Annotated in this window: 17 protein-coding genes and 1 tRNA gene; 9 read left to right on the top strand and 9 right to left on the bottom strand. The window is 36.5% G+C overall.

All coding sequences use genetic code 11. The annotated features are described in order from the left end of the window. The first annotated feature begins 84 nt into the window (after nucleotides 1-84). From QJV33_RS05440 to pbpC, 3 genes are all read left to right on the top strand, one after another. Nucleotides 85-678 (top strand): DUF3828 domain-containing protein, encoded by a 594-nt coding sequence (locus tag QJV33_RS05440; protein ID WP_281462360.1) that lies wholly within the window; start codon nucleotides 85-87, stop codon nucleotides 676-678. A 245-nt stretch (nucleotides 679-923) separates the two neighbouring features. Continuing rightward, the gene (locus QJV33_RS05445) at nucleotides 924-6938 is read left to right on the top strand and encodes an alpha-2-macroglobulin family protein (protein ID WP_281462361.1); all 6015 of its coding nucleotides are present in this window, start codon (nucleotides 924-926) and stop codon (nucleotides 6936-6938) included. Then, nucleotides 6935-9307 (top strand): penicillin-binding protein 1C, encoded by a 2373-nt coding sequence (gene pbpC / locus QJV33_RS05450; protein ID WP_281462362.1) that lies wholly within the window; start codon nucleotides 6935-6937, stop codon nucleotides 9305-9307. Before QJV33_RS05445 ends, pbpC begins: the two co-directional genes overlap by 4 nt. A gap of 44 nt (nucleotides 9308-9351) precedes the next feature. Here the strand turns inward: pbpC and QJV33_RS05455 are convergent. Further along, nucleotides 9352-9427, bottom strand: a tRNA-Ala gene (locus QJV33_RS05455). A 601-nt stretch (nucleotides 9428-10028) separates the two neighbouring features. Here QJV33_RS05455 and hemE point away from each other — a divergent pair. From hemE to QJV33_RS05475, 4 genes are read left to right on the top strand one after another with little or no spacing between them, the layout of a single operon-like run. After that, nucleotides 10029-11099 (top strand): uroporphyrinogen decarboxylase, encoded by a 1071-nt coding sequence (hemE, locus tag QJV33_RS05460; RefSeq protein WP_281462363.1) that lies wholly within the window; start codon nucleotides 10029-10031, stop codon nucleotides 11097-11099. A gap of 2 nt (nucleotides 11100-11101) precedes the next feature. Next, on the top strand, nucleotides 11102-11827 hold the full coding sequence (locus tag QJV33_RS05465; RefSeq protein ID WP_281462364.1) for an HAD family hydrolase: 726 nt from the start codon (nucleotides 11102-11104) through the stop codon (nucleotides 11825-11827). A gap of 9 nt (nucleotides 11828-11836) precedes the next feature. Continuing rightward, a complete protein-coding gene (gene hemJ, locus QJV33_RS05470) occupies nucleotides 11837-12286 on the top strand; it encodes a protoporphyrinogen oxidase HemJ (RefSeq protein ID WP_281462365.1) in 450 nt (149 codons plus the stop codon). 9 nt (nucleotides 12287-12295) lie between these two features. Then, the gene (locus QJV33_RS05475) at nucleotides 12296-13255 is read left to right on the top strand and encodes a threo-3-hydroxy-L-aspartate ammonia-lyase (protein ID WP_281462366.1); all 960 of its coding nucleotides are present in this window, start codon (nucleotides 12296-12298) and stop codon (nucleotides 13253-13255) included. 56 nt (nucleotides 13256-13311) lie between these two features. On the opposite strand, the gene QJV33_RS05480 is transcribed toward QJV33_RS05475, so the two are convergent. Next, entirely contained in the window at nucleotides 13312-14097 is a 786-nt protein-coding gene (locus QJV33_RS05480; protein WP_281462367.1) for a hypothetical protein, read from the bottom strand. A 151-nt stretch (nucleotides 14098-14248) separates the two neighbouring features. Between QJV33_RS05480 and QJV33_RS05485 the strand changes: the two genes are divergently transcribed. Further along, nucleotides 14249-14713 (top strand): hypothetical protein, encoded by a 465-nt coding sequence (locus QJV33_RS05485; protein WP_281462368.1) that lies wholly within the window; start codon nucleotides 14249-14251, stop codon nucleotides 14711-14713. A 33-nt stretch (nucleotides 14714-14746) separates the two neighbouring features. Here the strand turns inward: QJV33_RS05485 and QJV33_RS05490 are convergent, their stop codons facing one another. From QJV33_RS05490 to trpB, 6 genes are all read right to left on the bottom strand, one after another. Further along, the gene (locus QJV33_RS05490; RefSeq protein ID WP_281462369.1) at nucleotides 14747-16021 is read right to left on the bottom strand and encodes an MFS transporter; all 1275 of its coding nucleotides are present in this window, start codon (nucleotides 16019-16021) and stop codon (nucleotides 14747-14749) included. Between the two features lie 95 nt (nucleotides 16022-16116). Next, nucleotides 16117-17493, bottom strand: a complete 1377-nt coding sequence (dalD, locus tag QJV33_RS05495; protein WP_281462370.1) for a D-arabinitol 4-dehydrogenase — start codon at nucleotides 17491-17493, stop codon at nucleotides 16117-16119. A 68-nt stretch (nucleotides 17494-17561) separates the two neighbouring features. Beyond that, nucleotides 17562-18860, bottom strand: a complete 1299-nt coding sequence (locus QJV33_RS05500) for a bifunctional folylpolyglutamate synthase/dihydrofolate synthase (RefSeq protein WP_281462371.1) — start codon at nucleotides 18858-18860, stop codon at nucleotides 17562-17564. 3 nt (nucleotides 18861-18863) lie between these two features. Further along, entirely contained in the window at nucleotides 18864-19733 is an 870-nt protein-coding gene (gene accD, locus QJV33_RS05505; RefSeq protein WP_281462372.1) for an acetyl-CoA carboxylase, carboxyltransferase subunit beta, read from the bottom strand. Nucleotides 19734-19777: 44 nt separating this feature from the next. Continuing rightward, nucleotides 19778-20602: a tryptophan synthase subunit alpha gene (gene trpA, locus QJV33_RS05510; RefSeq protein WP_281462373.1), complete on the bottom strand. Its 825-nt coding sequence runs from the start codon at nucleotides 20600-20602 to the stop codon at nucleotides 19778-19780. Then, on the bottom strand, nucleotides 20599-21825 hold the full coding sequence (trpB, locus tag QJV33_RS05515) for a tryptophan synthase subunit beta (RefSeq protein ID WP_281462374.1): 1227 nt from the start codon (nucleotides 21823-21825) through the stop codon (nucleotides 20599-20601). Before trpB ends, trpA begins: the two co-directional genes overlap by 4 nt. 366 nt (nucleotides 21826-22191) lie before the next feature. On the opposite strand from trpB, the gene rho reads away from it, so the two are divergent. After that, nucleotides 22192-23463 carry a transcription termination factor Rho gene (rho, locus tag QJV33_RS05520; RefSeq protein WP_281462375.1) on the top strand — a complete coding sequence of 424 codons (1272 nt, stop codon included), beginning with the start codon at nucleotides 22192-22194 and terminating at the stop codon, nucleotides 23461-23463. Between the two features lie 58 nt (nucleotides 23464-23521). On the opposite strand, the gene QJV33_RS05525 is transcribed toward rho, so the two are convergent. Next, a complete protein-coding gene (locus QJV33_RS05525; protein ID WP_281462376.1) occupies nucleotides 23522-23968 on the bottom strand; it encodes a methylated-DNA--[protein]-cysteine S-methyltransferase in 447 nt (148 codons plus the stop codon). Nucleotides 23969-24237: the final 269 nt, after the last annotated feature.

Below are 24237 nucleotides of genomic sequence, written 5' to 3' on the forward strand. Positions count from 1 at the left end.
TCAGTATTATAAAAGAAGATCACTATTGCTTAAAAATATACTCTTCTTTTTTTATTACCTCATCCATCCTAGGTGTTGTTGAAAATGCTGATAAATCACTTTAATCTTATGAAGACATATTGTGGGATTACTGCCTTAATAGGAACATTGTTTCTTTTTCAAACGCACGCCTATGCCCAATCCAGCCCAACAGAAATAATCAAACAAATTTACTCCTTTTATCAACCAAGTCCAGACAGTGAATCAAATGATATCGGGTTTGATCGGACGGATTTTAAAAATAAGCAATTTTTTTCACCTGATTTTTTAAAAGTCATCAAAGAAGACGAAAAATTAACCTCTGCACAAGGGGACGGCAGCGTTATGGATTATGATTTTATCTGTAATTGCCAAGATACAATGGATGGTCTGATTGTAAGGAATATTGAAATTCTGCAAGAAACTGCACATACAGCACGGGTAAAAGTGTCTTTCGATTTTGTCATGAATGGCAGTGACACTTTTCAAAAGGATGATGTATTTACAACCGATCGACCTGGTCAACAACATACTTACTTTAATCTGATTAACTCAAATAATCGCTGGTTCATTGACGATGTTACTGATGAAAAAAATATTGGTATCAAAAAAACGTGGAAAGAGGAACTTCGCAAATACTATCATAGCTCTATTCAATAATATCTGAATTTACATAGTGTTATCAATATAATGACGAGCGAACAATAATCTTGATGCTTTCCCCTTTGGAATCTTATTTTATTGATCAAATACAGTTATTTTTAAATCAATAACCGTTAATTTTTAATCACATATTTTAATTAAGAAATAAATATCATTTATATTCATCATTATACTATTGCAAATAGGATTTATTTAATGAATAAATAGTAGTCCTGTATAAAAAAAGAATAAAGGTGAATTTTATGCCATTTTTACGTTTTATTTGCTTATTGCCTCTCAAAATTCTCCTTATTTTCTGGAAATTATTTTTCTTTATTCTTAGACCGATTATTGGTCAAATTCAGTTGAACTGGGCACCTCCCAAATGGTTATCTTCTTGCTGGCATTTTATATGCCATAAGAAAAAGCAAGTTGCTTATACCGCTCCTTTATGTCTAGCACTCATTGGTATTTTTTCTTATGGAATATATTGGTATAAAAATCGTCCAATCCCTCCTATTCCAAATTTAATCAAAATTTATGCGATTGCGCCTTCTCTTACAGATTATAAAAAGACACCACCAACCATTTATCCGTTGAAAGTCAATTTTTCTGGCTCTGCGGCTCCTTTGGACAAAGTTGGCAAAACTTTTCCAAATATATTTCCAATCTCTCCAGAAATCAAAGGAACATGGCGCTGGGTCAGTGACCATGCTTTAACTTTTCAACCACAAACAGATTGGTCTGCGGGCAAAACTTATCAGATTGATTTTGCTAAACCTCAAGAATTTAATCCAAACGTCATTGTTCGTAGTGCCAAGGATGTCAATGATACAACCCCAACAGTTGAATTTACAACGGTGGCTTTTGATGCCAAAATTATGTCAAAAGCATTTCAACAAGATGACCAAAACCCAATGGTTAAAAAAGGTGTTTTTACCATTAACTTTAATATGCTTGTTGATCCGATCAGCTTTGAAAAAAACATTCATTTATCATTAAATTCATATATTAAAAAACAAAGTTCTTCTTTGTTTTCTGGCGAAAAAGACAAAACAAAAACAAAAAAAATCAGCAAGAACATTCCTTTTACGGTTGTTTATGATAAACAAAAATTAACAGCCACCATATCTTCTGACAATCTCCCTATTCCTGAACATGACAGCCAATTAGAATTGACCATTGATCCAGGAACAACTTCACAATTAGGGTATGGCACCCTTGCAAATAAACTCAACACTTTTGTGAATGTGCCCAGCAAATATACCCTAAGCGTAGATAATCTGAGTTCACAGATTGTTACCGATGAAAAAAATAACTCTGCCCAAATTTTAGAAGTTGAATTTAACTCTCCAGTCAATGACGAACAAGTTTCTCACAATATTTCTGCTTGGATTTTACCCCGCTTAAAAGATGAAGATCCTGCATGGAATGTAAAAACATTAACACCTCAGACAATCAGTCATTTTACCCCTTTAAAATTAAATCTAATCCCTGCTGAAAATAATGCTCAAGCACTACAAAGCTTCAAATATAAAGCTGATCCAAACCAACAAATTCTTGTCCAAATTAATACGGGGATACAATCTACGGGGGGATATGTTCTTGGCAATCCTTATTCAACTATTCTCAGCACACCAGATTACCCTAAACGCTTAAATTTTATGTCAGACGGTGCTTTATTATCCTTGCATGGTAGCAACAACGTCTCTGTCGCATCTCAGAATTTAACCGGTATTCAGATGGTTATCGGACAGATTCGTCCAAACCAGCTTCAACATTTAGTCAGCTTTCGCAATAATGATGATTATAATCAAGTAAGTTTTAGCTATCCATTTACAGAAGATCACATTATTAATCGCTATCAACAAAAAATCAGCTTTGGTAATCACCCTTCTCATGACATTCGTTATGATGGATTTGATCTTTCTTCTTACCTTCACAAAGGACTTCATGGCATCTTTATTCTTCATTTGTCTGAATATGATAAACAAGCAGAAATACAAGCAAGACGATCAAAGCGCTTACAAGATAAACAAAATAATCAAAGAACTTTTGCTTTGGGTTCTACGCCTTCCAATCCATCTGATACAGATAGTGATGATAATGAATCGGAAGGAGATAAAGAAAATGCATCTCCAAATGACAGCCGTCTTATTGTTATTACAGACTTGGGAATGATTGTTAAGAAATCTCTTGATGGCAGTCAAGATGTCTTTATTCAATCTATTAACGATGGAAACCCTGTTGCAAATGCTGATGTTTCTGTGATGGGATTAAACGGCGAAAAACTAATTACGAAAACAACGGATGATTCTGGCGTTGTTCATTTTCCCAACTTACAAGGATATTCAAAAGATAAACGTCCCATTCTTTACGTTGTTACCAAAGATGATGATCTATCCTTCTTACCGATGAATACATCCAACCGACAACTTGATTTCTCTCGATTTAACATCGGTGGGGATATTAACACCATTCATAAGAAAGAAATTTCCGCTTACTTATTCTCTGATCGCGGTATTTATCGAACGGGTGAAGATTTTCATATTGGCATGGTCATCAAAGCTGCCGATTGGAATAATTCTATCACAGGGCTACCCCTAAAAATTGTTATTACTGATCCAACAGGAAAAAGTCATGAACGTACTGTAAAAGTTGATTCAGATGGATTTAATGAATTCACTGAAACCATTGGCGACAATGATCCCAACGGAACTTGGCAAATCAGCTTGCAAACCATAGATCCAAAAGACAAAGACTGGTCACAAGAAATTGGGTCTACAACGATTAAAGTCAAAGATTTCCTTCCTGAACAGACACGCGTTTCATCTGAATTTTCAGAAAATAATCCTAAAGGATGGGTAAAACCTGAACAACTAAAAGCAATCATCGAAGCACAAAATCTGTTTGGTACTCCTGCCAGTAACAGACGTGTCGAAGCAAGCATTAAAGTAGCACCTTTTATTCCCCAATTTGAACAATGGAAAGACTATCAATTTAGTATTGCAGATCGTTTAAAGGAAAGTTTCGAAGATACTCTGCAAGAAAGAACTACCAACGATCAAGGTAAAGCTATTTTTGATCTGAACTTAAAAAAATATGCGAATGCCAGCTATTCTTTGTCATTCCTTGGACAAGTCTATGAACCAGATTCTGGACGCAGTGTTGCGGCAACTGCTCGCACCATCGTTTCTCCGAACGACTATATGATTGGATATCGTTCAACGGATGATATTAACAATATCAAAATAAATAGCACCGTTAAACCTGTTCATTTAATTGCAATTAATCAATACGCAGAGTTAATTCCATTATCTGACCTTACACTTAAATTAATTGAAAAACGCTATGTCTCTGTTTTAGTCAAACAATCATCTGGACTCTATAAATATGAATCAAAATTAAGAGAAAAGACGTTAAGTGAAACACCATTCTCAATTGCAAAAAATGGCAGTGATTTCCCCATTAATACCAAAAACGCTGGGGACTATAAGATTGTTATTACAGATAAAAATAATCACGAACTTAATAGCATCAATTATTCTGTTATTGGGGCAGGGAATTTATCCCGCTCTTTGGAACGTAATGCCGAGCTTAATATCCATCTTGATAAAAAATCTTATAAACCTGGTGAACAAATCGAAATTGCAATCCGCGCTCCTTATACAGGTAGTGGACTCATCACTATTGAAAAAGATAAAGTCTATACACATACATGGTTCCATACCGATACCACTAGCTCTATACAACATATTACTGTACCAGAAAATTTAGATGGTAATGGATATATTAATGTGCAATTTATTCGAGACCCATCTTCTGATGAAATCTTTATGAGCCCACTCAGCTACGGAGTGGTACCTTTCTCAGTTGATCTTGAACAACATAAAAATCCTTTAACCATCACAACACCCAAAGTGACGAAAGATCGTAAAATAACTTTTACAGTGACATCGGAACGTCCGACACATGTTATTTTATGGGCAGTTGATAAAGGAATTTTACAAGTTTCGAAATATCAGTTGCCTAATCCTTTGGGATTTTTCTTCAGCAAAAAAATGCTTGATGTGCAAACCTTGCAAATCTTAGATCAAATTCTTCCTGAATTTAGTCAACTTTTAAGATCTGTCTCTTCCTCTGGTGGAGATGATGAATCTCCTTTCACACAACATGTTAATCCTTTTAAACGCAAGCAAGATAAATCTGTTGTGTTCTGGTCTGGTATTGTTGATATTAATGGCACCAGAGAATTCACCTATGATGTCCCTGATTATTTTAACGGTACATTAAAAGTCATGGCATTGTCTGTTTCTGATCAACGAATCGGTGTTACCAGCCAAGAAACCATTGTCAGAGATGATTTTGTTTTAAAACCCAATGCACCCACAACGTTGACCCCTGGTGATGAAAGCGAAGTCAGCGTTATGGTTGCCAATAATCTAGAAAATTTAAATCATCGAAAAGTTCCAGTCACTATTCATTTGAAAACTACCTCTCAATTCCAAGTAATCGGAGATACTAATAAAACAATATCTTTGGGTGAAAAGCAGAATGCATCGGTTAAATTCCGTATCAAAGCGCTTAACCAAAATCTTGGATCAGGAGATTTGTTATTCTCGATTAACTATAATCAATCCACAACGAATGCCACCGCACATGTTTTATTGAGACCTGCATCAACGTATCGTACACAAGTGGATATGAACAGTGTTGGGGCAGGGCAAAGCAAACAATTTACAGATTTACGCACTGTCTATCCACATAATGCTTTGCACTATGCTGCATTTTCTAACTTACCGATGGTCATTATCCAAGGTTTAGGAACATATCTGATTAATTATGAACATGCTTGTTCTGAACAATTGGTCAGCCGTGCGTTTGCATTGCTTACGATCCAAAATAATCCGAATCTAAAAAGTATTTTTGCTCAAACTGATCCTAAACAAATCAACACACTCAACAATTCATTGGATCAAACGATCTCGACATTACAAGAGAGACAAAATAGTGCTGGTGCTTTTGGTTTATGGAGATTAACTCCAAATGCGGATAATTTTGTCACCACCTATGTTACATTTTTCCTACAAAATGCAGCCGACCAAGGAAAGCAAGTTTCTTCATCAGCCCTCGACAAAGCATATTCTTATTTAAAAGATTATGCCGTTAATGGAAATGCTCTTACTTTACCTGATATGCGCAATAAAGCCTTTGCAATTTATATACTGACAAAGCATGGCGTTATCACAACTGCACCAATAGCAAACTTGGTTAAGGATCTTAATAATCACTATAAAGATGAATGGCAACAGGACTCAACAGCAGCATGGCTGGCTTCTGCAATGAAATTAATGAAGCAAGATGAAGCTGCACAACAAATGATGTCTGGTCCTTTAAAAAGATTACAGCGTGATCCTAAATTATCAACGATAGGATGGAACTATGAAGGATATGACAGTGGGGATTTAGCACAAGATGCAACAACTCTTTATCTCTTATCACAACATTTCCAAGAAAGTTTACCTATGCTCTCTAAAAACACCTTTACCAATATTTTAAACACTATTGAACAAGGGTATTATAACACTTTATCGTCATCTTTAACGGTGATGGCGTTTGATGCCTATTCAGCAAATATGCAAGACAATACTCAAAACTTGTTGATCCAAGCGATACAAGATTCAACAGAGAAAGGTCAAAATATACCAACGGTCTTAAAAACAAGCCAAATGAAAAATGGAATACAAATTCTCAACTGGCAACAAGGCCCAACAACAGCATTAAATTTTGATAATAAATCAGGTAATAAAGCTTGGTATAGCGTTATTCAAAGAGGCTTTGATCAAAATCTACCTAAAACAGCACTTCAACATCAAATGGAAATTATTCGTGATTATACCGATCAAAAGAATAATCCTATATCCAATGTTAAGATTGGTCAGGAAATCCTAGTGCATGTAAAATTCCGTTCAACCGATAACAAAACACATGCAAATATCGCGATTACGGATTTACTTCCAGGTGGGTTTGATCTTGTGACTAAAAATGAAAACACAGAAAATAATGGGTTCTATCCTGACTTTGTGAATAAACAAGAGGATAAAGTGCTTATTTATACGTCTGTGACGCAAAATATTCAGGAATATGTCTATCGCATTAAAGCAACCAATGCTGGACAATATATTATTCCTCCTGCTTATGGTGAAGGAATGTATAACCCAACCATTCAAGCAAGATCACTTTCAGGTGGATATCTGACGGTTACTTCGCCTAAATGATCTGTCTTTCGATAAATTCTGCCACTCGTTTTCTTAAAAGGTGGCAAAACTGGATTTGTGCAGGCAGCTTAATCATCCTTTTGATGATTGGCTGTCGCATTTATCCGCACCCAGCGTTGCGTGATACACTGCCTGTTTCGCGTATAATTCAAGACCATCATGGAAAGCTATTACGATTAACTTTAGCTAAAGATGATCGTTATCGATTATGGGTGCCACTCCGTCAAATATCCCCTTCTTTAATCAACGCTGTTTTGCTGCATGAAGATCAATGGTTTTATCACCATTTGGGTATAAACCCTTATGGCATTGCCAGAGGTGCGGTGGTTACCTATGTTTTACATGGGCATCGCCAAGGCGGCTCAACAATTACCATGCAGCTTGCACGATTACTCTATAATCTCAATACAAAAACACCTTGGGGTAAAATAAAACAAATTTACTATGCGACACAACTTGAACTTTTCTATTCAAAAAATGCCATTTTAGAAGCCTATTTAAACCTTGCTCCATATGGTGGAAATGTCGAAGGTATTCAAACAGCAAGCTTGATCTATTTTAATAAAAATGCAGCTCAACTGACTATTCCCGAAGCATTATTACTGGCCATTATTCCTCAAGATCCTAATTTAAAAATAAAATGTAAACAAAAAGAGAATTGTTTTGTTACCAATCAACGCTTACTGGACACCCGAGCTCAGCTCTATGAAAAATGGAAAGAAACCTACCCAACAGATCAAAATCTTTCTGCCCTAATGCAATTACCTTTACCTATAAGACCCACCTCAAAACTGCCTTTTGAAGCTCCGCATTTTGTAGAGCAAGTTTTACACGCCTATCCTAGTCAACATGCAATACCCACCACGTTGGATTTAAATATACAGCATCTTCTAGAACAGCAGATTACAAACTTTACCAACATAAACCATCAATTTGGGGTTCGAAATGCTGCCGCTTTATTAGTGGATACAAATGACATGAGCGTCAAAGCCATGGTAGGATCAGCAAATTACTATAATCCTGTCATTGCAGGTCAAATTAATGGCACCTTCATCAGAAGATCACCAGGATCATCATTAAAGCCATTTATTTATGGCTTAGGATTTGATCAAGGTATTCTGCACCCACAAACGATTTTATACGATATCCCTATGAATTTTTCGGGATATGCTCCTGAAAATTTTGATGGACATTTCGAAGGTCCTTTAACGGCAACACGTGCTTTAAATCTAAGTCGCAATATTCCTGCGGTTTGGGTTGAATCCAAATTAGCCAATCCTAATTTTTATCAATTTTTAACCCAAGCAAAGGTTCATCATCTTAAAAGTCAACAATATTATGGGTTATCTCTGGCGCTGGGCGGTGAAGAAATCACTATGCAACAAGAAGCCATATTATATGGTTTGTTGATCCATCAAGGCAAATTACGCCCTTTACGCTTTTTATCAACCGATCCTGTGCAAGATGGAGAAAAACTATTCAGCGATGCTGCTCGTTTTATGGTTCTCGATATATTATCCCAAAATAAACGCCCTGATGAAACGACCTCTGCAATTACGTCCCCTTTTCCAATTGCATGGAAAACAGGAACTTCCTCTGGTTTTCGTGATGCTTGGACAGCGGGATTATTCAGTCATTATGTTTTAATCGTTTGGATTGGTAATTTTGATAATTCCAGCAACAGCAACTCAACAGGCATTCAAACCGCAGCACCTTTATTTTTTAATATAATCGATGCGCTACGACCTGTAACCACCGCTAGAGATTTATCCCCTTGGAACCCACCCAAAGGATTAAAGCAAGTACAAATCTGTCTTGCTAGTGGTGACTTACCCAATCGTTGGTGTCCACAAACAGGATATACTTGGTTTATCCCAGGCGTGTCCCCCATCAAAGTAAGCACATTACATCAACCTGTTAAAATTGATAGTTTAACAGGCAAAGTTGCATGCCCGCCTTTTGAAGGCAAATTAATTCATACAGAAATTTATGAATTTTGGCCTTCTGAAATTCAATCTCTTTTTAAAAAAGCAGGTCTATCTTATCGTGCTCCTCCGGCTGACCAAGCTTGTAAAAAAGACTATAAAAATACTCGTCCGCCTCATATACGTTCTCCTCATGCGTTTCAAACCTATATGTTACGTTCGAAATCAGAAAATAACTCGCAGACTTCTATTGCTTTATCAGCGAATGCAGATGGCAATGTTTCACAATTATATTGGTTTGCAAATAATGTCTTTATTGGACAAACATCCCCCAACACAACCTTGTTTTGGCAACCAAAATTGGTCGGGAAATATCATCTATCTGTTACAGACGATCAAGGTCAGAGTGATAGTGTTGAGGTTACAATAGATTCAATTCAATAAAAAATTGAATAAAATTATAAATAAATTTCACTTGATTATTTAAATGGTGGAGTCAAGGGGAATCGAACCCCTGGCCTTCTGAATGCCATCCAGACGCTCTCCCAACTGAGCTATGACCCCATTCCCAAAGAGGTATAAACAGTAAATAATAAAAAATCAATACCCATTATCTTTTTCGATAAAAAATCTTAAATTTTATAAGCTTTGAATAATTATTACCATTTTATCTTCAAAAATCGATAAATATATATCTTTCATTGATTCATCATTTTAATAATATCCAAATCCAAGAATCTCTCTTTTTAAAAATATCACTTATCGATTCTTACAATTTTATAGAAAATTATAACTTGTATTTTTACCTGTGGTACACTGAGGTACATGGGGATTGTACGACAGTATAATGACAAGGGTACCGAGTACTGGGGATTGTACTCTCTTTTTTAAATTCAGTGAGTTGTACACAGGGGTAGGGTGATAATATCTGGATAACTCTATTTTGTTTAATAAAAACAATATATTAAAAACTGTACACTCTGTGATAAAAATGGGGTACATTTTTTGAAAGCTGGGTACCACAGTACTCACAGGGAACAATAAACAAACACTATAAAATTTAAATTTTCTTTTTATTTTAAAGGGAATGTAAAAAGGAAGAACTTTTGATAAACTCTGAAAACAGAACAAAACAAACATAAAAACTGAATGGAAAAATTCTTTCATGTTGTCGATAAATAAAAAATTATTAATAGTATTAAATGGTCAATCTGTATGGCCTCCACCGGTTTGGTTAATGCGACAAGCAGGAAGATATTTACCAGAATTTAGACTTTTACGACAGCAAGCAGATTTCTTAACACGTTGTTTGACTCCTGATATTGCTGTAGAAATTACATTACAACCTATTCGACGTTTTGCATTTGATGCTGCTATTTTATTTTCAGATATTTTAATTTTACCCTGGGCTTTGGGACAAGATTTAAAATTCGTTGAAGGAAAAGGTCCTGTTTTACCTTCTATTCAATCAGAACAAGATTTACAAAAATTGAATCCTCAACAAGCTATTGAAAAAACAGAACCTGTCCTTGAAGCTATTCGACGATTAAATAAAATTGTCAATAGTCCAGAGACTATTGGAACTGCACCAGCACAATCTGTAACGTTAATAGGGTTTACTGGCTCTCCTTTTACGGTTGCTTGTTATATGGTTGAAGGGGGAAGTTCCAAAGATTTTGCCACTGTGTTTAAGATGATGTATGAAAATCCATCTTTGTTTGACAAAATTATTGATTTGCTTGTCCAAACAACGGCTAATTATTTATGTCGTCAAATTGAAGCAGGGGCTGAAGCTGTCAAATTATTTGATAGTTGGGGGGGATTATTACCAGTCAATTTGTTTGATAAATATGTTATTCAACCCACGCGTCAAATTGTTAATATTGTCAAAAATAAATATCCTCATATTCCTATTATTGGCTTTCCAAGATTAGCAGGCAGTAAACTACAATCCTATCTTGATGGAACAGGATTACAAACAATAGGGATCGATCAAACAGCGGATATTTCTTTGTTAAATAAAATCATCGGATCAGAAATTGGTTTTCAAGGCAATCTTGATCCATTATGTTTGTTACATAATCCCAATATGATGAAACAAGAAATTCATAATTTATGCATTGAATTAAAAAACAGACCTCATATTCTTAATTTAGGACATGGTGTTCTTCCGACTACTCCTGTGGAGCATGTGTATGAATTGGTCAATACCGTTCGTAATTTAAAAAAGGATTAAAAATGAGAGAAGATATTAAAAAAGCAATTTTGCAAGCTCCTAAAGCAATTCATCCTAATGGACAATTAAAATTGGTTATTTTTGATTGTGATGGTGTTTTGGTCGAAAGCGAGCATGTTGTTGGTGAAGTTTTAGGGAAAGAAGCCAGAAAATATGGTTGGAATATCACAGGTCCAGAAGCCAGAGAATTATTTAGTGGTGTTCAATTGGTTGATATTGAAAAAGAAATTGAAAAACATGTGACGACGCCTTTACCGCTTCATTGGCGACAACATGCGCATGATCAAATTGTAGAGGCAATGTATAACGATATTCATCCTATGGACGGGGTTGAAACAATTTTACAAATGTTAAAAGATATTGGTATTCCTTATCGAATTGGTTCTAATTCTTCACAAGAAGAGATGATTGTTAAATTTAAAACATCTCGATTAACACATTGGTTCGAAAGCCATCGCACACATTCAGGTTGTGATGTAGAACGTCCAAAACCTTTTCCCGATTTATATTTATATGCTGCAGAACAAGAGGGCGTAAATCCAGAAGATTGTATTGTCGTTGAAGATTCTGATACAGGATTAAAGGCGGCTTATGATGCGGGTATGGCTTGTATTTTACTAAGAGATCTAAATAAACCAGCACCAGATTATCGCGGTTTAATTCGTGTTGAAACGCTTCATGAGGCATCAGATTTTATCAAAGAAGTTCTACATAGTCAAAAGAGATAAAGGTTTATTATGTTTGCTGTAATCGCTCCTTATTATTTATGGTTTAAAGCGTTTCATATTATTGCAATGATTGCGTGGATGGCTGGGCAGTTTTATTTACCCAGATTATTTGTATATCATTGTCAAACCAAAATTGGCTCTGAAGAAAGTGAGCGATTTAAAACTATGGAGCGCAAATTACAGCGTGTGATTATTAATCCAGCGATGATTTGTACATTCATTTTTGGTATTTTGTTAGCTTGTATACCAGGTGTTGTAGATTTTCATTCTGGATGGTGGTCTATCAAAATTATTTCTGTAATTCTTTTATTTGGTTTTCATGGGGCTTGTTCCCGTTGGCGTAAACAATTTTTCAAAAATCAAAATAAGCATTCAGAGAAATTCTATCGCTATATGAATGAAATTCCGACAATTTTAATGATAATTATTGTGATTATGGTTATTGTAAAACCCTTTTAAGAGGATAGAATGGATATGTCTGTAACCTATAAAGATGTTGAATCTGCGGCTTTTCGCTTAGAAGGTAAAGCCATAAAAACACCTGTTTTTACATCAAGGACAGCAAATGAATTAACCAAAGCACAACTTTATTTTAAATGTGAGAATTATCAGCATGTTGGAGCGTTTAAATTCAGAGGTGCTTTTAATGCAATTGCCTGTTTAACCGATGAACAACGTAAAGCAGGAGTAATTACTTTTTCTTCTGGTAATCATGCCCAAGCCATTGCCTATGCCAGTCAATTACATCAGTGCAAAGCATTAATTATTATGCCCAAAGATGCACCAGAAATTAAAATGGCAGCAACCAAAGGATATGGTGCAGAAATTTATTTATATGATCGCTATTCAGAAGATAGAGAAGTCATTGCTCAACAACTATCCAAAGAACAAGGGTTAACATTAATACCTCCTTACGATTATCCTGATGTTATTGTAGGGCAAGGAACTGCTGCTAAAGAATTAATAGAAGAAGTTGGGAGTTTGGATTATTTATTTGTTCCCTTGGGTGGGGGTGGGTTATTAGCTGGATCATTATTATCAGCTAAGCATTTGTTACCAAATATTAAAGTCTTTGGTGTTGAACCAGAAGCTGGAAATGACGGGCAGCAATCTTTGCGTAAGGGTGAAATTGTCACCATTCCTGCTCCAAAAACCATTGCTGATGGTGCAGCAACCACACATCTAGGGCAATATACTTTTCCCATTATTCAGAATTTAGTTGAAGATATTGTTCATGTTTCAGATAAAGAATTAATATCCATGATGCTTTTTTTTGCTGAACGTATGAAAATGATTGTTGAACCAACAGGATGTTTGGCTGCAGCTGCTGTTATGAAAAAAAATCTTCCAATTGAAGGTAAAAAAGTTGGAGTTATTCTTAGTGGTGGGAATGTTGATTTAAAACAGTTTGCCAAATGGGTTGGTTAGTTTAGATACCCTAAAAAAAAGAGTGTAATTAGTTACTTTACACTCTTGAATAAATCCTAATTTTTGGGGCATTCCATCCATTCATAGGACACATTGGAATTTTGCATAAAGCTTTGTGGGAGTTGAACGTTTTCTTTTGAACAAAGTCCTTTTTCTTTTAAAATATTGGTTAGGATTTCATCCTTTTTACACGCCTCTTGCTTATTTTGATCTTTGTTTTTCTTTTTATCTTTTTCTTTACAAATATCGTGGAAATAACTTTGTTGACGGAAGATAGGATATAAATCAAAAGGAATGATGCTGGGAATAGACATCGTTGCATATACATCTATTTTAGAAGAAAATGGCTGTGGTAATGGGATGTAATGATCTTTTGCAAAATTCTCCATTGTATTCATTGCATTATTGATACCATTCAAAGGAATATTGACGGTTTTATCATTACTTAAATAAAGAACAATCATTTTGTTTTCTTTAAGGCTATTAATTAACGTCAAACTAGGCATAGGGTCTAGAGTTGTACTATATCCGTTACTTTGATTTATTCTTTTTAGTTCCGTCGTAAAATCACCGACATCGAATTCGATTGTAGCAGGAAAATCTTTTTCCTTTTGATCCAAAGTGATATTAATAGAGAGGGAATATCCGTAAGGTTTGAACTCTACTGTGACAGGTGATGTTTGTGTTACATTGTTTAAGGATACGGAATTGTAATATTCTGATAAAATCCAAGAGTCATATTTGTCTTGTTTAATAAAAAGTGGGTCACTCTCTTTTGCGTGAGCAAAGGAAAGACAGGACATTGTTATTATTGAAGCTAAATATAACGCATATTTATTCATGAATAGTCTCCTTGAAATCATTACTTCCTGTTTACCGTGGAAAAAAATAAAAAGACAAGAGATTTTATAGTAAATGATAGAAATAATTATTTTAAATAGGTGTTATCTTCGATCTATAATATGATTTGCACGACATAGAGTATTTGTAATTATGAATAGTGTAACAAATGAAAAAATCTCCATTCATTCTTTTATAATATTGTTATTTTTATATGTATTTAATGCACAGGTGCAGGCTAAAGAAGAATATTTTGAGGGGAAGTTGCTTGCAACGGATCAAATAAACATACTCAAAATTAATTCGGTTCGGTTGAATCTCAAAAATTTGAATGATAAAAATGAAGCAAAAGAATGTCGGAAATGGAAATTAACCAAAGCGCAAATCGTTCATTTTTTTAGGTTAAGTATCAATTATTCTATTAGTCCTTATCATTATTATTCCCAAACCCAGTGTGATATTACTGGAAAATTATTGTATAACCGAGAAAAATGGGATTTTTCAATCAATGGTGGAGCAACAGCATATTGGAAAAAAGGCGAGGAAATTAAATACTTTGGATGCAAAGATAAATATTGTGACAATTTATTTATTATCCCTTATTCGCCTATGGATTGACTAAAAAAACCTCCAGTTAAGGAGGTTTTTATATTAATTCTTAACAGTTTTTACTATTTTTGGTTGATCGACTTTGATGAAATAAGTCAATATTGCTGCGAAGATATAAAGGGCTGCATATGCCCAAAGAACGCCTTTAATTCCTCCAAATCCAATAACAGCGCCAGCTATTACTGCGGCAACGCTTTGGCTAAGAGAAGCAGAAAGGTTATAAATAGATACTGCAGCACCTTGGTGATTAGGTTCAAGGGCGGTAAATACTGCGGTCATTGGCACAAAGGCAGCAACAGTAATTCCAAGCATGACTGCGGGGATCATAGCAGCATAAAAATTGTGACCAAAATAAAGAGGGACATAATAGAATGCTAAACAAGAAAATACACCGCAAATACATCCAACCCAGCGAACTTGTTTTAGCCAACCAATATGATCGCCCATAATTCCCCATAACACGTTGGTGAAGATCGTAATGGTTAAGAACAGAGCCCAAATTTGTTGCCATTCTTCGTTTACAAAACCCAGACCTGCAAGATTATGTTCTGGGTCTCCTTCTAGGAACCAAGGCATAATAATGGCGACCCCAAACAAAGGAATAGTATTAATAATTCGGATTAAGGCAGACATAAAAATATATTTATTGGTAAATAAAATTGTTATGGCACGAGTAAGCTCGTGAATTTTTTCTGAGGCAGATAGATTTGCTTTTTCTTCAGAAATTTTAACTTTTCTGAGTGTAAATAAAGCAAGTAATCCACCAACACCAACCCAAATTAATGCTAGCCATAAAGTACCATGTTCGCCAATTGTTGAATTAGTATATCCAGGTAGTAATCCACCAATTGTACCTAGCCCTACAGAATAAGCAGCCCAAAACCATCCCATAGCAGTAGAAATCTTATTTTGAGGAAGGTTATGAATTAATAAAATAATAAAAGAATAGATAAAAAGAGGATATCCAAACCCACGTAATCCATAAAAAATAACCATCAATAGATAATTATGCATGCCTATACCCATTGTCATGAATAAAACATGGAAAACAACCCAAATGGCAAAGCCTGCAAACATCGATTTTTGAGGTGTGATGACTTCTGCAATGACCCCAGAGCTCCATGCGGCAATCGCAGCGACAAAGGCATAAACCGTAAAAACAAAAGTTGCTTGTTCTTGGGAAAAGCCCATATTGGTAATATATTTAGACAAGAAAGCCATTTCAAAGCCATCACCAGCCATAAAAATAGCAATAGCAATGTAACCCCATACTAAGGGGATAGGCATAAAGCCGAATAAGAGTTTTTGTGAATTCATAGGATGCTCTTGAGAGGTAAGAAGGTTGATAAGACGTGAGCAAAAAATATAAAAAAGGCAACACGAGTTGCGTGTTGCCTTGCGAGCTTTATAAATTATTTTTTAAAGTTATTTTTCCAGTCTCTTATATTTTCGATGGTTTGACGCATCAAAGAAACAAATTCGCTTTTCCCAGCAAGGCTGCCAAATAATGCTTTATCGCCTGCAAATTGTGCAACTGGATCTGCACCATCAAGCATTGCATGCATTGCTTTGGCATCTAAAATACCATCTTGATATTCATAAGGGATATTTCCTTTATGCCATTCTTCTAGGAATACATAAAATAAAGCAGGAAGCACAGCAGTTGCTTTTGGTTCAACGCCACGTTCATAACATTCAACCAATGTTGGAGTAATAAAACCAGGAAGTTTGGACAATCCATCAGCTGCAACACGTTGGTTAGTATCTTGAATATTTGGATTGCTGAAACGATCAAGAACAACATCTCTATATTGTTCTAAATCCAATGGGCATGGTGTCAAACATGGAATAACATCTTCAGTTACATAATTCCATGCTAGTTGTTTAATTTCAGGGGTTTGGGTGCCTTCATGAATATAAGACAATCCAACCAATGTGCCTGCCCAAGCAATACAGCTATGGCTAGCATTTAAAATACGAATTTTTGCTTCTTCATAGGGTTGAACATCTTCAACCATTTCTGCCCCAACTTTTTCAAGTGCAGGGCGACCATCAATAAAGTTGTCTTCAATAACCCATTGAATAAATGCTTCACCCATCACTGGGGCTTTGTCATCAACGCCTGTTTCTTTTTTAATACGTGGTGCTAGATCAGCAGCTGGACGAGGAACAATACGATCCACCATATCATTAGGAGACGTGGTGTTTTTCTTGACCCATTCAGCTAATTCTTGATCTTTGCAAAGTTCAAGGAATTGAAGGAACCCGTGGCGGAAACGATCCCCATTATGGCGTAAATTATCACAGCTTAACAAGGTAACAGGATTGCCATTTTGTTTAATACGTTCTTTGAGAATAGCACGTAATGCACCATAAATAGTACAAATTTTACCATTTAATTCGCTTTGAATATCAGGACTATTGGGGTCTAAATTATGGCTTGTATCTAAATAATAGCCACCTTCGGTGACGGTAAATCCAATAATTTTTGTTTCTGTTTTTGCGCCTTGTTCAATAAGATTGGTCATTTTTTCATCCCAATGTAGAACTTTAGCAATAGAAGTAATTTTTTCGTAATTACGCACACCTTGGGGGGTAACGGTTTCCAAGATATATTCATTTTTTTGTTGAGCAAGAGCCGTTAAAAGAGGCACAACATCATCACGAATACCACCAATAGCAATTTTCCATTGATCTGTTACAACTTCTTTTAATAAACGGTGTAAATACCAAGCTTGATGAGCACGATGAAACGATCCAGCACCGATGTGCATCCATATATTTGTCATGTTGTAAACTCTTTAGTAAAATAAAAACTATGGTTTACTATATGATATTTTCGGGTCGTGTCGCAAATTTATTTGTTGCCCTGTTTTAGAACACAGCCAGCCAAATATAAACTGCCACATATGAGGACTCTAACGGGTTGTGTGCTTTGGATACGCATTAATGCGTCTTTGACTGTTCCTCCTGATGTAGCAAGGTTATCAGATGCTTTTATAATTTCAGAAATGGGCATAGCCAAATGCTGATCTGGTTCAACAACAGCTTGAATAGACGTGCTTAAAGGAATGAGCGGGGTAAGATATTCACGGACATTTTTGTTGTCTTTCATTCCAACAATCAGATGTAATGGCTTATCTTGCCATTTATCCTGAATTAATTGTGCCAGTATTTTTCCAGCATCAGGATTATGACCTCCATCTAACCAAATCTCACTATCAGGAGAGATCAATTCAGTTAATTTTCCATGAAGTTGTTGCAGTCTGGCAGGCCAGACTGCTTTGGCGATACCTTGATAAGCTTGGTCAGGAATAGGGAGTTTGCTATTTCTTAATGCGGCAATAGCTAAACCAGCATTGCGGAATTGATGTTGCCCCAAAAGGCTAGGCAATGGCAACTCCAAAGTCCCTTTTGCATCTTTGTATATCAGTTGGTTGGCTGTAGGTGTAACGCTCCATTCTTGATCTTTAATAAAATAAGGGGCGTTTAATGTAATGGCGGTTTCTTTGATAACGGCCAGTGCCTCTGGATCTTGTTGATCTACAACCACAGGAATATTAGCTTTGATAATGCCAGCTTTTTCAGTGGCAATTTTTGCCAAATTATCGCCCAAGAATGCTTCATGATCCATTGAAATAGACGTAATGACGCTGACCATTGGGGTAATGATATTGGTTGCATCAAAACGCCCACCTAAACCGACCTCGATAATTGCTAGGTCAGCAGGATGTTTGGCGAATAATACAAAAGCAGCAGCTGTTAATACTTCAAAAACAGTGATTGGTTGTTGTTGATTAATCCGTTCAATTTCAATGAGAGTCTCAGAAAGTTCTTCTTCGCTGACCAACTGTCCAGCAATACGGAAACGCTCTGTCACATCAACAAGATGAGGGGATGTGGAAACATGAACTTTTAATCCAGCTTCTTCTCCTATTGCTCTCAAAAAAGCACAAGTGCTGCCTTTTCCATTGGTTCCAGCAACGTGGATAATAGGAGGCATATGAAGTTCTGGATTTCCAAGATCATTTAGTAATCTTATCAATCGATCCAGTGAAAGATCAATGAGAGCAGGATAGAGCTTGTTCAGACGCTCTAGGATTTCACCTGAGCGTCCTGAAAATTCTGTCAAGATAGGAGAGGAAGGAGAAGACATCAATTATGCAACTTTTTCAGAAGACTGAGTGGTATTGGATAATAATCTGAGTATTTTAGCCAAAGCAGGGCGCAGCTCTTTTCTGCTGGCGACAAGATCAACCATGCCATGTTCTAATAAATATTCCGAGCGTTGGAAACCTTCTGGTAATTTTTCATGCACCGTATTTTCAATAACGCGAGGGCCTGCAAACCCAATTAACGCGTTCGGTTCAGCAATATGAATATCACCCAGCATTGCAAAAGATGCGGTAACACCCCCTGTTGTTGGGTCTGTAAAGACAACAATATACGGGATTTGTGCTTCTTTAAGCATTTCCACGGCAATAACAGTGCGTGGCATTTGCATTAAACTGAGCATACCTTCTTGCATTCTTGCACCACCAGAAGCTGTGAAAACAACTAAAGGTGTTTTTTGCGCTAAGGCCAAACGTGCAGCAGCGATAAAGCCTTCACCAAATGCAGCCCCCATTGTGCCAGCCATAAATTCAAAAGCCATTACAGCGACAACTGTCTTTTGTCCTTCGATGGTTCCATGTGCCACTGCAATGGATTCATCAATCTGTGATTTGGTTTTGTTTTCTTTTAAACGATCTGCATATTTCTTTTTGTCTTTGAATTGCAAAGGATCAACAGGTGCTTTAGGCAGATCAAGGCGTGTGTAAGAATTAGGATCAAACGTCCAATCAAAGCGTTGTGTCACAGAGGCACGCATATGATGATTGCAATGCGGGCAAATATTCAGATTTTTTTCTAAATCTTTGATTAATAACATTTGACCACAAGAATCACAGTTTTTCCAGACATTATCAGGAACTTCTTTTTTTAAAAACCCTTGGATTTTAGGTCGGACATATTCGGTAAGCCAGCTCATAAGATAAACCTTTAAGTTTAATAAAATATTTTAATAGTATATGGTTATTTCAGAACGCTATGTGTGCCTTGGGCAAGCGATCTTGCATGTTCAATAACTTTGGTAACGGTATCTTTTGTTGGTTGATTATGTTGATCCAAAGTAGAGGTCAGCGTTTTTAACAAAGCAGACCCAACAACAGCAGCATCAGCGATTTTTACTGCATTTGCTGTATGTTCAGGGGTAGACAGCCCAAAACCAATTGCAATTGGTAAACTGGAAGCTTCTCTGATCATTGGAATTGCTTTTTGTAAACTATCGTTAGTTGCTGTGCTCGTGCCTGTAATCCCTGTGATACTAACGTAATAAATAAATCCAGAGGCTTCTTTTAACACCATTTTCAAACGATCAGCAGACGTTGTTGGTGCAACCAGATAAATAATATCAATTCCATGTTCAATGGCATAAGGTTTGATATTATCAATTTCTTCTGGAGGCATATCCACAATAATCAAACCATCAACCCCAGCTTTGGCAGCATCGTGACAGAATTTTTCATAACCATAATATTCAACAGGGTTTGTGTATCCCATTAAAATAATCGGAGTGTGTTGATTATTATTTCTAAATTCTGTAACCAGTTGCAACGTTTTTTGCATCGTTGCACCCGCTTGTAAAGCCCGAATAGCAGCGGCTTGCACCGTGGGACCATCAGCCATAGGATCACTGAATGGCATCCCAACTTCAATCAGATCTGCACCTGCTTTGGGCAGTGCCTTTAGGATTTCTAAAGAAGTTTGATAGTTCGGATCATTTGCCTCTAGATAAGGGATAAAAGCACCACGTTTTTGTTGTTTTAACGCGGCAAAACATTCTGCAATACGGCTCACAATTCCACCTTTAAATATTTAGCGACACTGTCAATATCTTTATCGCCACGCCCTGAAAGATTAATAATGATAATATCCTCTTTTGACATGGATGGGGCAATTTTTAACGCATGAGCAATAGCATGAGAACTTTCCAACGCAGGGATAATGCCTTCTTTGGTTGTGCATAGTTGAAACGCATCAATGGCTTCATCATCATTGATGGCGACATATTCAACGCGTTTAATATCATTTAACCAAGAATGCTCTGGTCCAACACCAGGGTAATCTAAACCAGCACTGATGCTATAGGGTTCAATGATTTGCCCATCTTCATCTTGTAGCAAATAAGTACGATTGCCATGCAATACACCAGGAGAGCCACGCTCAATGGAAGCAGCTGTTTCGCCACTATCCAGACCCATGCCACCTGCTTCTACGCCAATTAATTCAACAGAAGAATCATCAAGGAAAGGGTGAAAGATACCGATTGCGTTTGATCCACCACCAATGGCAGCAATAATTTTGTTGGGCAATTTGCCTTCGGCTTCTAAAATTTGATCTTTGGTTTCATTGCCGATCACACATTGGAAATCTCGCACCATGGCGGGATAAGGGTGAGGACCCGCAACGGTTCCCATGAGGTAATAGCTATTATGAACATTTGTAACCCAGTCACGCATTCCTTCGTTAATAGCATCTTTTAATGTACTATTTCCTGAGGTCACAGAGACGACTTTTGCTCCTAATAATTTCATGCGAAATACGTTGGGTTTTTGGCGTTCAATATCAACAGCCCCCATATAAATAACACATTCCATATTAAACAATGCACAAACCGTTGCTGTTGCGACACCATGTTGTCCAGCACCAGTTTCCGCAATAATACGTGTTTTACCCATACGACGTGCCAATAAAATCTGTCCCATCACATTATTGATTTTATGTGCGCCCGTATGATTTAAATCTTCACGTTTAAGATAAATTTTAGCGCCCTGACCAGCGTCAGTTAATCTTTGTGCAAGCCATAATGGGCTGGGTCTTCCAACATAATGTTTCAAATAGTAATTTAATTCCTTTTGAAAGGTCGGATCCTTTTGAATGTCTGCATAAGCTTGTTGTAGTTCAAGGATCAAAGGAATTAATGTTTCTGAAACAAAAATACCACCAAAAATGCCAAAGCGACCATGGTCATCAGGTCCTTGACGCAAGCTATTTAAAGGCAGGTCAGATTCTCGCCTCACGTTGTTCTCCTCAAAGATAACTTAAAAATTCATCGTGTTTTGTAATTTAATCTTTTAATATACCATTAATTACAAAGTTAGTCTAAATTATATGAATAGCAAGGTGAATGGGTTGGAAATTTTTTGGCATATAAACCCTGATATCGCTTGATAAAAACCGCTTGACATTCAAAAAAAATAAAAGTATTTTTTAGCAATAGTTTAGATATTTATATCTAAATATCCCTCTCGTATGGAATTATGTATTTTTAATTTTAACACTTAGTCTAAAATAAAAATCGCTGTTCATTCAATCTATATAGTTTTATGGTGTTTGAGCGATATTTCCTTTTTCATTCATGAGTTTTTCTATAATTAGAGCTATCAATGCAACTTGCCGACCTTAAGGCTCAATCTCCCGCAGAACTTCTTGCATATGCAGAGAGTTTAGAGATTGAGAATGCATCTTCGCTGCGCAAGCAAGATATGATGTTTGCAATCCTCAAAAAATTTGCAGATAATAATCAAGCAATTTATGGGGAAGGCACATTGGAAATTCTTCCTGATGGGTTTGGGTATTTACGTTCCCCCGAATCTAATTATTTGCCAGGACCTGATGATATTTATGTCTCTCCTGCTCAGTTAAGACGGTTTAGCCTAAGGACTGGGGATACAATCTCGGGGGAAATTCGTGCGCCTAAAGAAGGTGAACGGTATTTCTCTTTGTTAAAAGTAGATTCTATTAATTTCCAAGATCCAGAAGCTGTTCGTCATCGTATTAACTTTGATGACTTAACACCGTTATTTCCTAATGAGCGTTTACAAATGGAAATCCCCTCTTTGATGGAAGGCAAAAACCCCAGCAAAGATTTTACCCATCGTGTGATTGATTTGGTTACCCCAATAGGTAAGGGACAGCGTGCTTTGGTTGTTGCCCCTCCCAGAACGGGTAAAACCGTCATGTTGCAAAATATTGCGACTGCGATTGCGACTAACCATCCAGAAGCAGTATTGATCGTTCTATTGATTGACGAACGCCCAGAAGAAGTGACTGATATGATTCGCTCTGTAAAGGGCGAGGTGGTTTCCTCTACATTTGATGAGCCAGCCAACCGTCACGTGCAAGTTGCCGAAATGGTATTAGAAAAAGCCAAACGCTTGGTTGAGCATAAACGGGATGTGGTGATTTTATTAGATTCGATTACGCGTCTAGCTCGTGCTTATAACACGGTCGTGCCATCATCTGGTAAAGTATTGACAGGTGGTGTGGATGCTAATGCCTTGCAACGTCCAAAACGCTTCTTTGGTGCAGCTCGTAATATTGAAGAGGGTGGTTCTTTAACCATTATTGCGACGGCATTGATTGATACAGGAAGTCGTATGGACGAAGTGATTTTTGAAGAATTCAAAGGCACAGGTAACGCTGAATTAATCTTGGATCGCAAATTAGCTGATAAACGTACTTTCCCTGCGATTGATATTACCAAGAGTGGCACTCGTAAAGAAGAGTTACTTGTGGATCGTGCTAGCCTTTCCAAAATCTGGGTATTACGTCGTATCTTGGCTCCGATGGGAACAATGGATGCAATGGATTTCTTGCTTGATAAATTAAAATATAGCAAGAATAATCAAGATTTCTTTGATGCGATGAATACATAATCTTGGACAAATAAGTTAAAAGCCAGCTTTTATAATTAAACGCTGGCTTTTTTTATGTTTATTTAAAGAGGTGTTCCATATTTAATAGATATTCTTTTGTTTCAAGACCTTCTCCACCTGAATAGCCTCCAAGACCATTTTTACCAATCACTCTGTGGCATGGAATAATCAAAGGAAGAGGATTGGCACCATTGGCTCCGCCAATGGATCTGGGACTGCCACCAGCAATTTTGACAAGATCTTGATAAGAACGGGTTTCGCCATAGGGAATGGCTTGCAAAGCTTGCCAAACTTTTAATTGATAGTTGGTGCCAAAAGGGCGAACAGGTAAATCAAACTGTTTTAACTGACCATCAAAATAAGCATCAAATTGTTTCTTTACCTTAATTAGTAAGGGTGTTTCTTCTTGAATACTACCCCAACCCCAATCAACAGAAACGATAAATCCATTATCTTCGGCAATACTGAGTTCCCCTATAGGAGAATGAAATGACATTTGTGACATAGAAATAACTTTGTTTATTATGGAATGCTTAAAAGAGTATAGTATATGAAGAATAAAAATAAAGAATGATTTTGGTTGAGTACATTCTTTTATTGGTCTTGTCGCAAATATTGAATGAAGTTGTAATTATCTATAAAGCTAGCTAATTTAGACGGGTATATTATTTAAGCCGAAGATATTTTGAATGAGATTGATTTGCTCATTGATTGTCCATTTTCCTTTAAATCTCAGTCCTTTTTGAATCCAGAGTATAGCTTCATATCCTTTGA

Source organism: Commensalibacter nepenthis, assembly GCF_029953305.1.
GTDB lineage: Bacteria > Pseudomonadota > Alphaproteobacteria > Acetobacterales > Acetobacteraceae > Commensalibacter > Commensalibacter nepenthis.

What these genes read in the sequence shown, in the direction of transcription:
- QJV33_RS05445 (WP_281462361.1), top strand. Translation starts at nt 924, where the DNA reads ATGCCATTTTTACGTTTTATTTGCTTATTGCCTCTCAAAATTCTCCTT.
- QJV33_RS05485 (WP_281462368.1), top strand. Translation starts at nt 14,249, where the DNA reads ATGAATAGTGTAACAAATGAAAAAATCTCCATTCATTCTTTTATAATA.
- QJV33_RS05500 (WP_281462371.1), bottom strand. Translation starts at nt 18,860, where the DNA reads ATGTCTTCTCCTTCCTCTCCTATCTTGACAGAATTTTCAGGACGCTCA.
- hemE (WP_281462363.1), top strand. Translation starts at nt 10,029, where the DNA reads ATGTTGTCGATAAATAAAAAATTATTAATAGTATTAAATGGTCAATCT.
- hemJ (WP_281462365.1), top strand. Translation starts at nt 11,837, where the DNA reads ATGTTTGCTGTAATCGCTCCTTATTATTTATGGTTTAAAGCGTTTCAT.
- QJV33_RS05480 (WP_281462367.1), bottom strand. Translation starts at nt 14,097, where the DNA reads ATGAATAAATATGCGTTATATTTAGCTTCAATAATAACAATGTCCTGT.
- QJV33_RS05440 (WP_281462360.1), top strand. Translation starts at nt 85, where the DNA reads ATGCTGATAAATCACTTTAATCTTATGAAGACATATTGTGGGATTACT.
- QJV33_RS05475 (WP_281462366.1), top strand. Translation starts at nt 12,296, where the DNA reads ATGGATATGTCTGTAACCTATAAAGATGTTGAATCTGCGGCTTTTCGC.
- accD (WP_281462372.1), bottom strand. Translation starts at nt 19,733, where the DNA reads ATGAGCTGGCTTACCGAATATGTCCGACCTAAAATCCAAGGGTTTTTA.
- rho (WP_281462375.1), top strand. Translation starts at nt 22,192, where the DNA reads ATGCAACTTGCCGACCTTAAGGCTCAATCTCCCGCAGAACTTCTTGCA.
- pbpC (WP_281462362.1), top strand. Translation starts at nt 6,935, where the DNA reads ATGATCTGTCTTTCGATAAATTCTGCCACTCGTTTTCTTAAAAGGTGG.
- dalD (WP_281462370.1), bottom strand. Translation starts at nt 17,493, where the DNA reads ATGACAAATATATGGATGCACATCGGTGCTGGATCGTTTCATCGTGCT.
- QJV33_RS05525 (WP_281462376.1), bottom strand. Translation starts at nt 23,968, where the DNA reads ATGTCACAAATGTCATTTCATTCTCCTATAGGGGAACTCAGTATTGCC.
- QJV33_RS05490 (WP_281462369.1), bottom strand. Translation starts at nt 16,021, where the DNA reads ATGAATTCACAAAAACTCTTATTCGGCTTTATGCCTATCCCCTTAGTA.
- QJV33_RS05465 (WP_281462364.1), top strand. Translation starts at nt 11,102, where the DNA reads ATGAGAGAAGATATTAAAAAAGCAATTTTGCAAGCTCCTAAAGCAATT.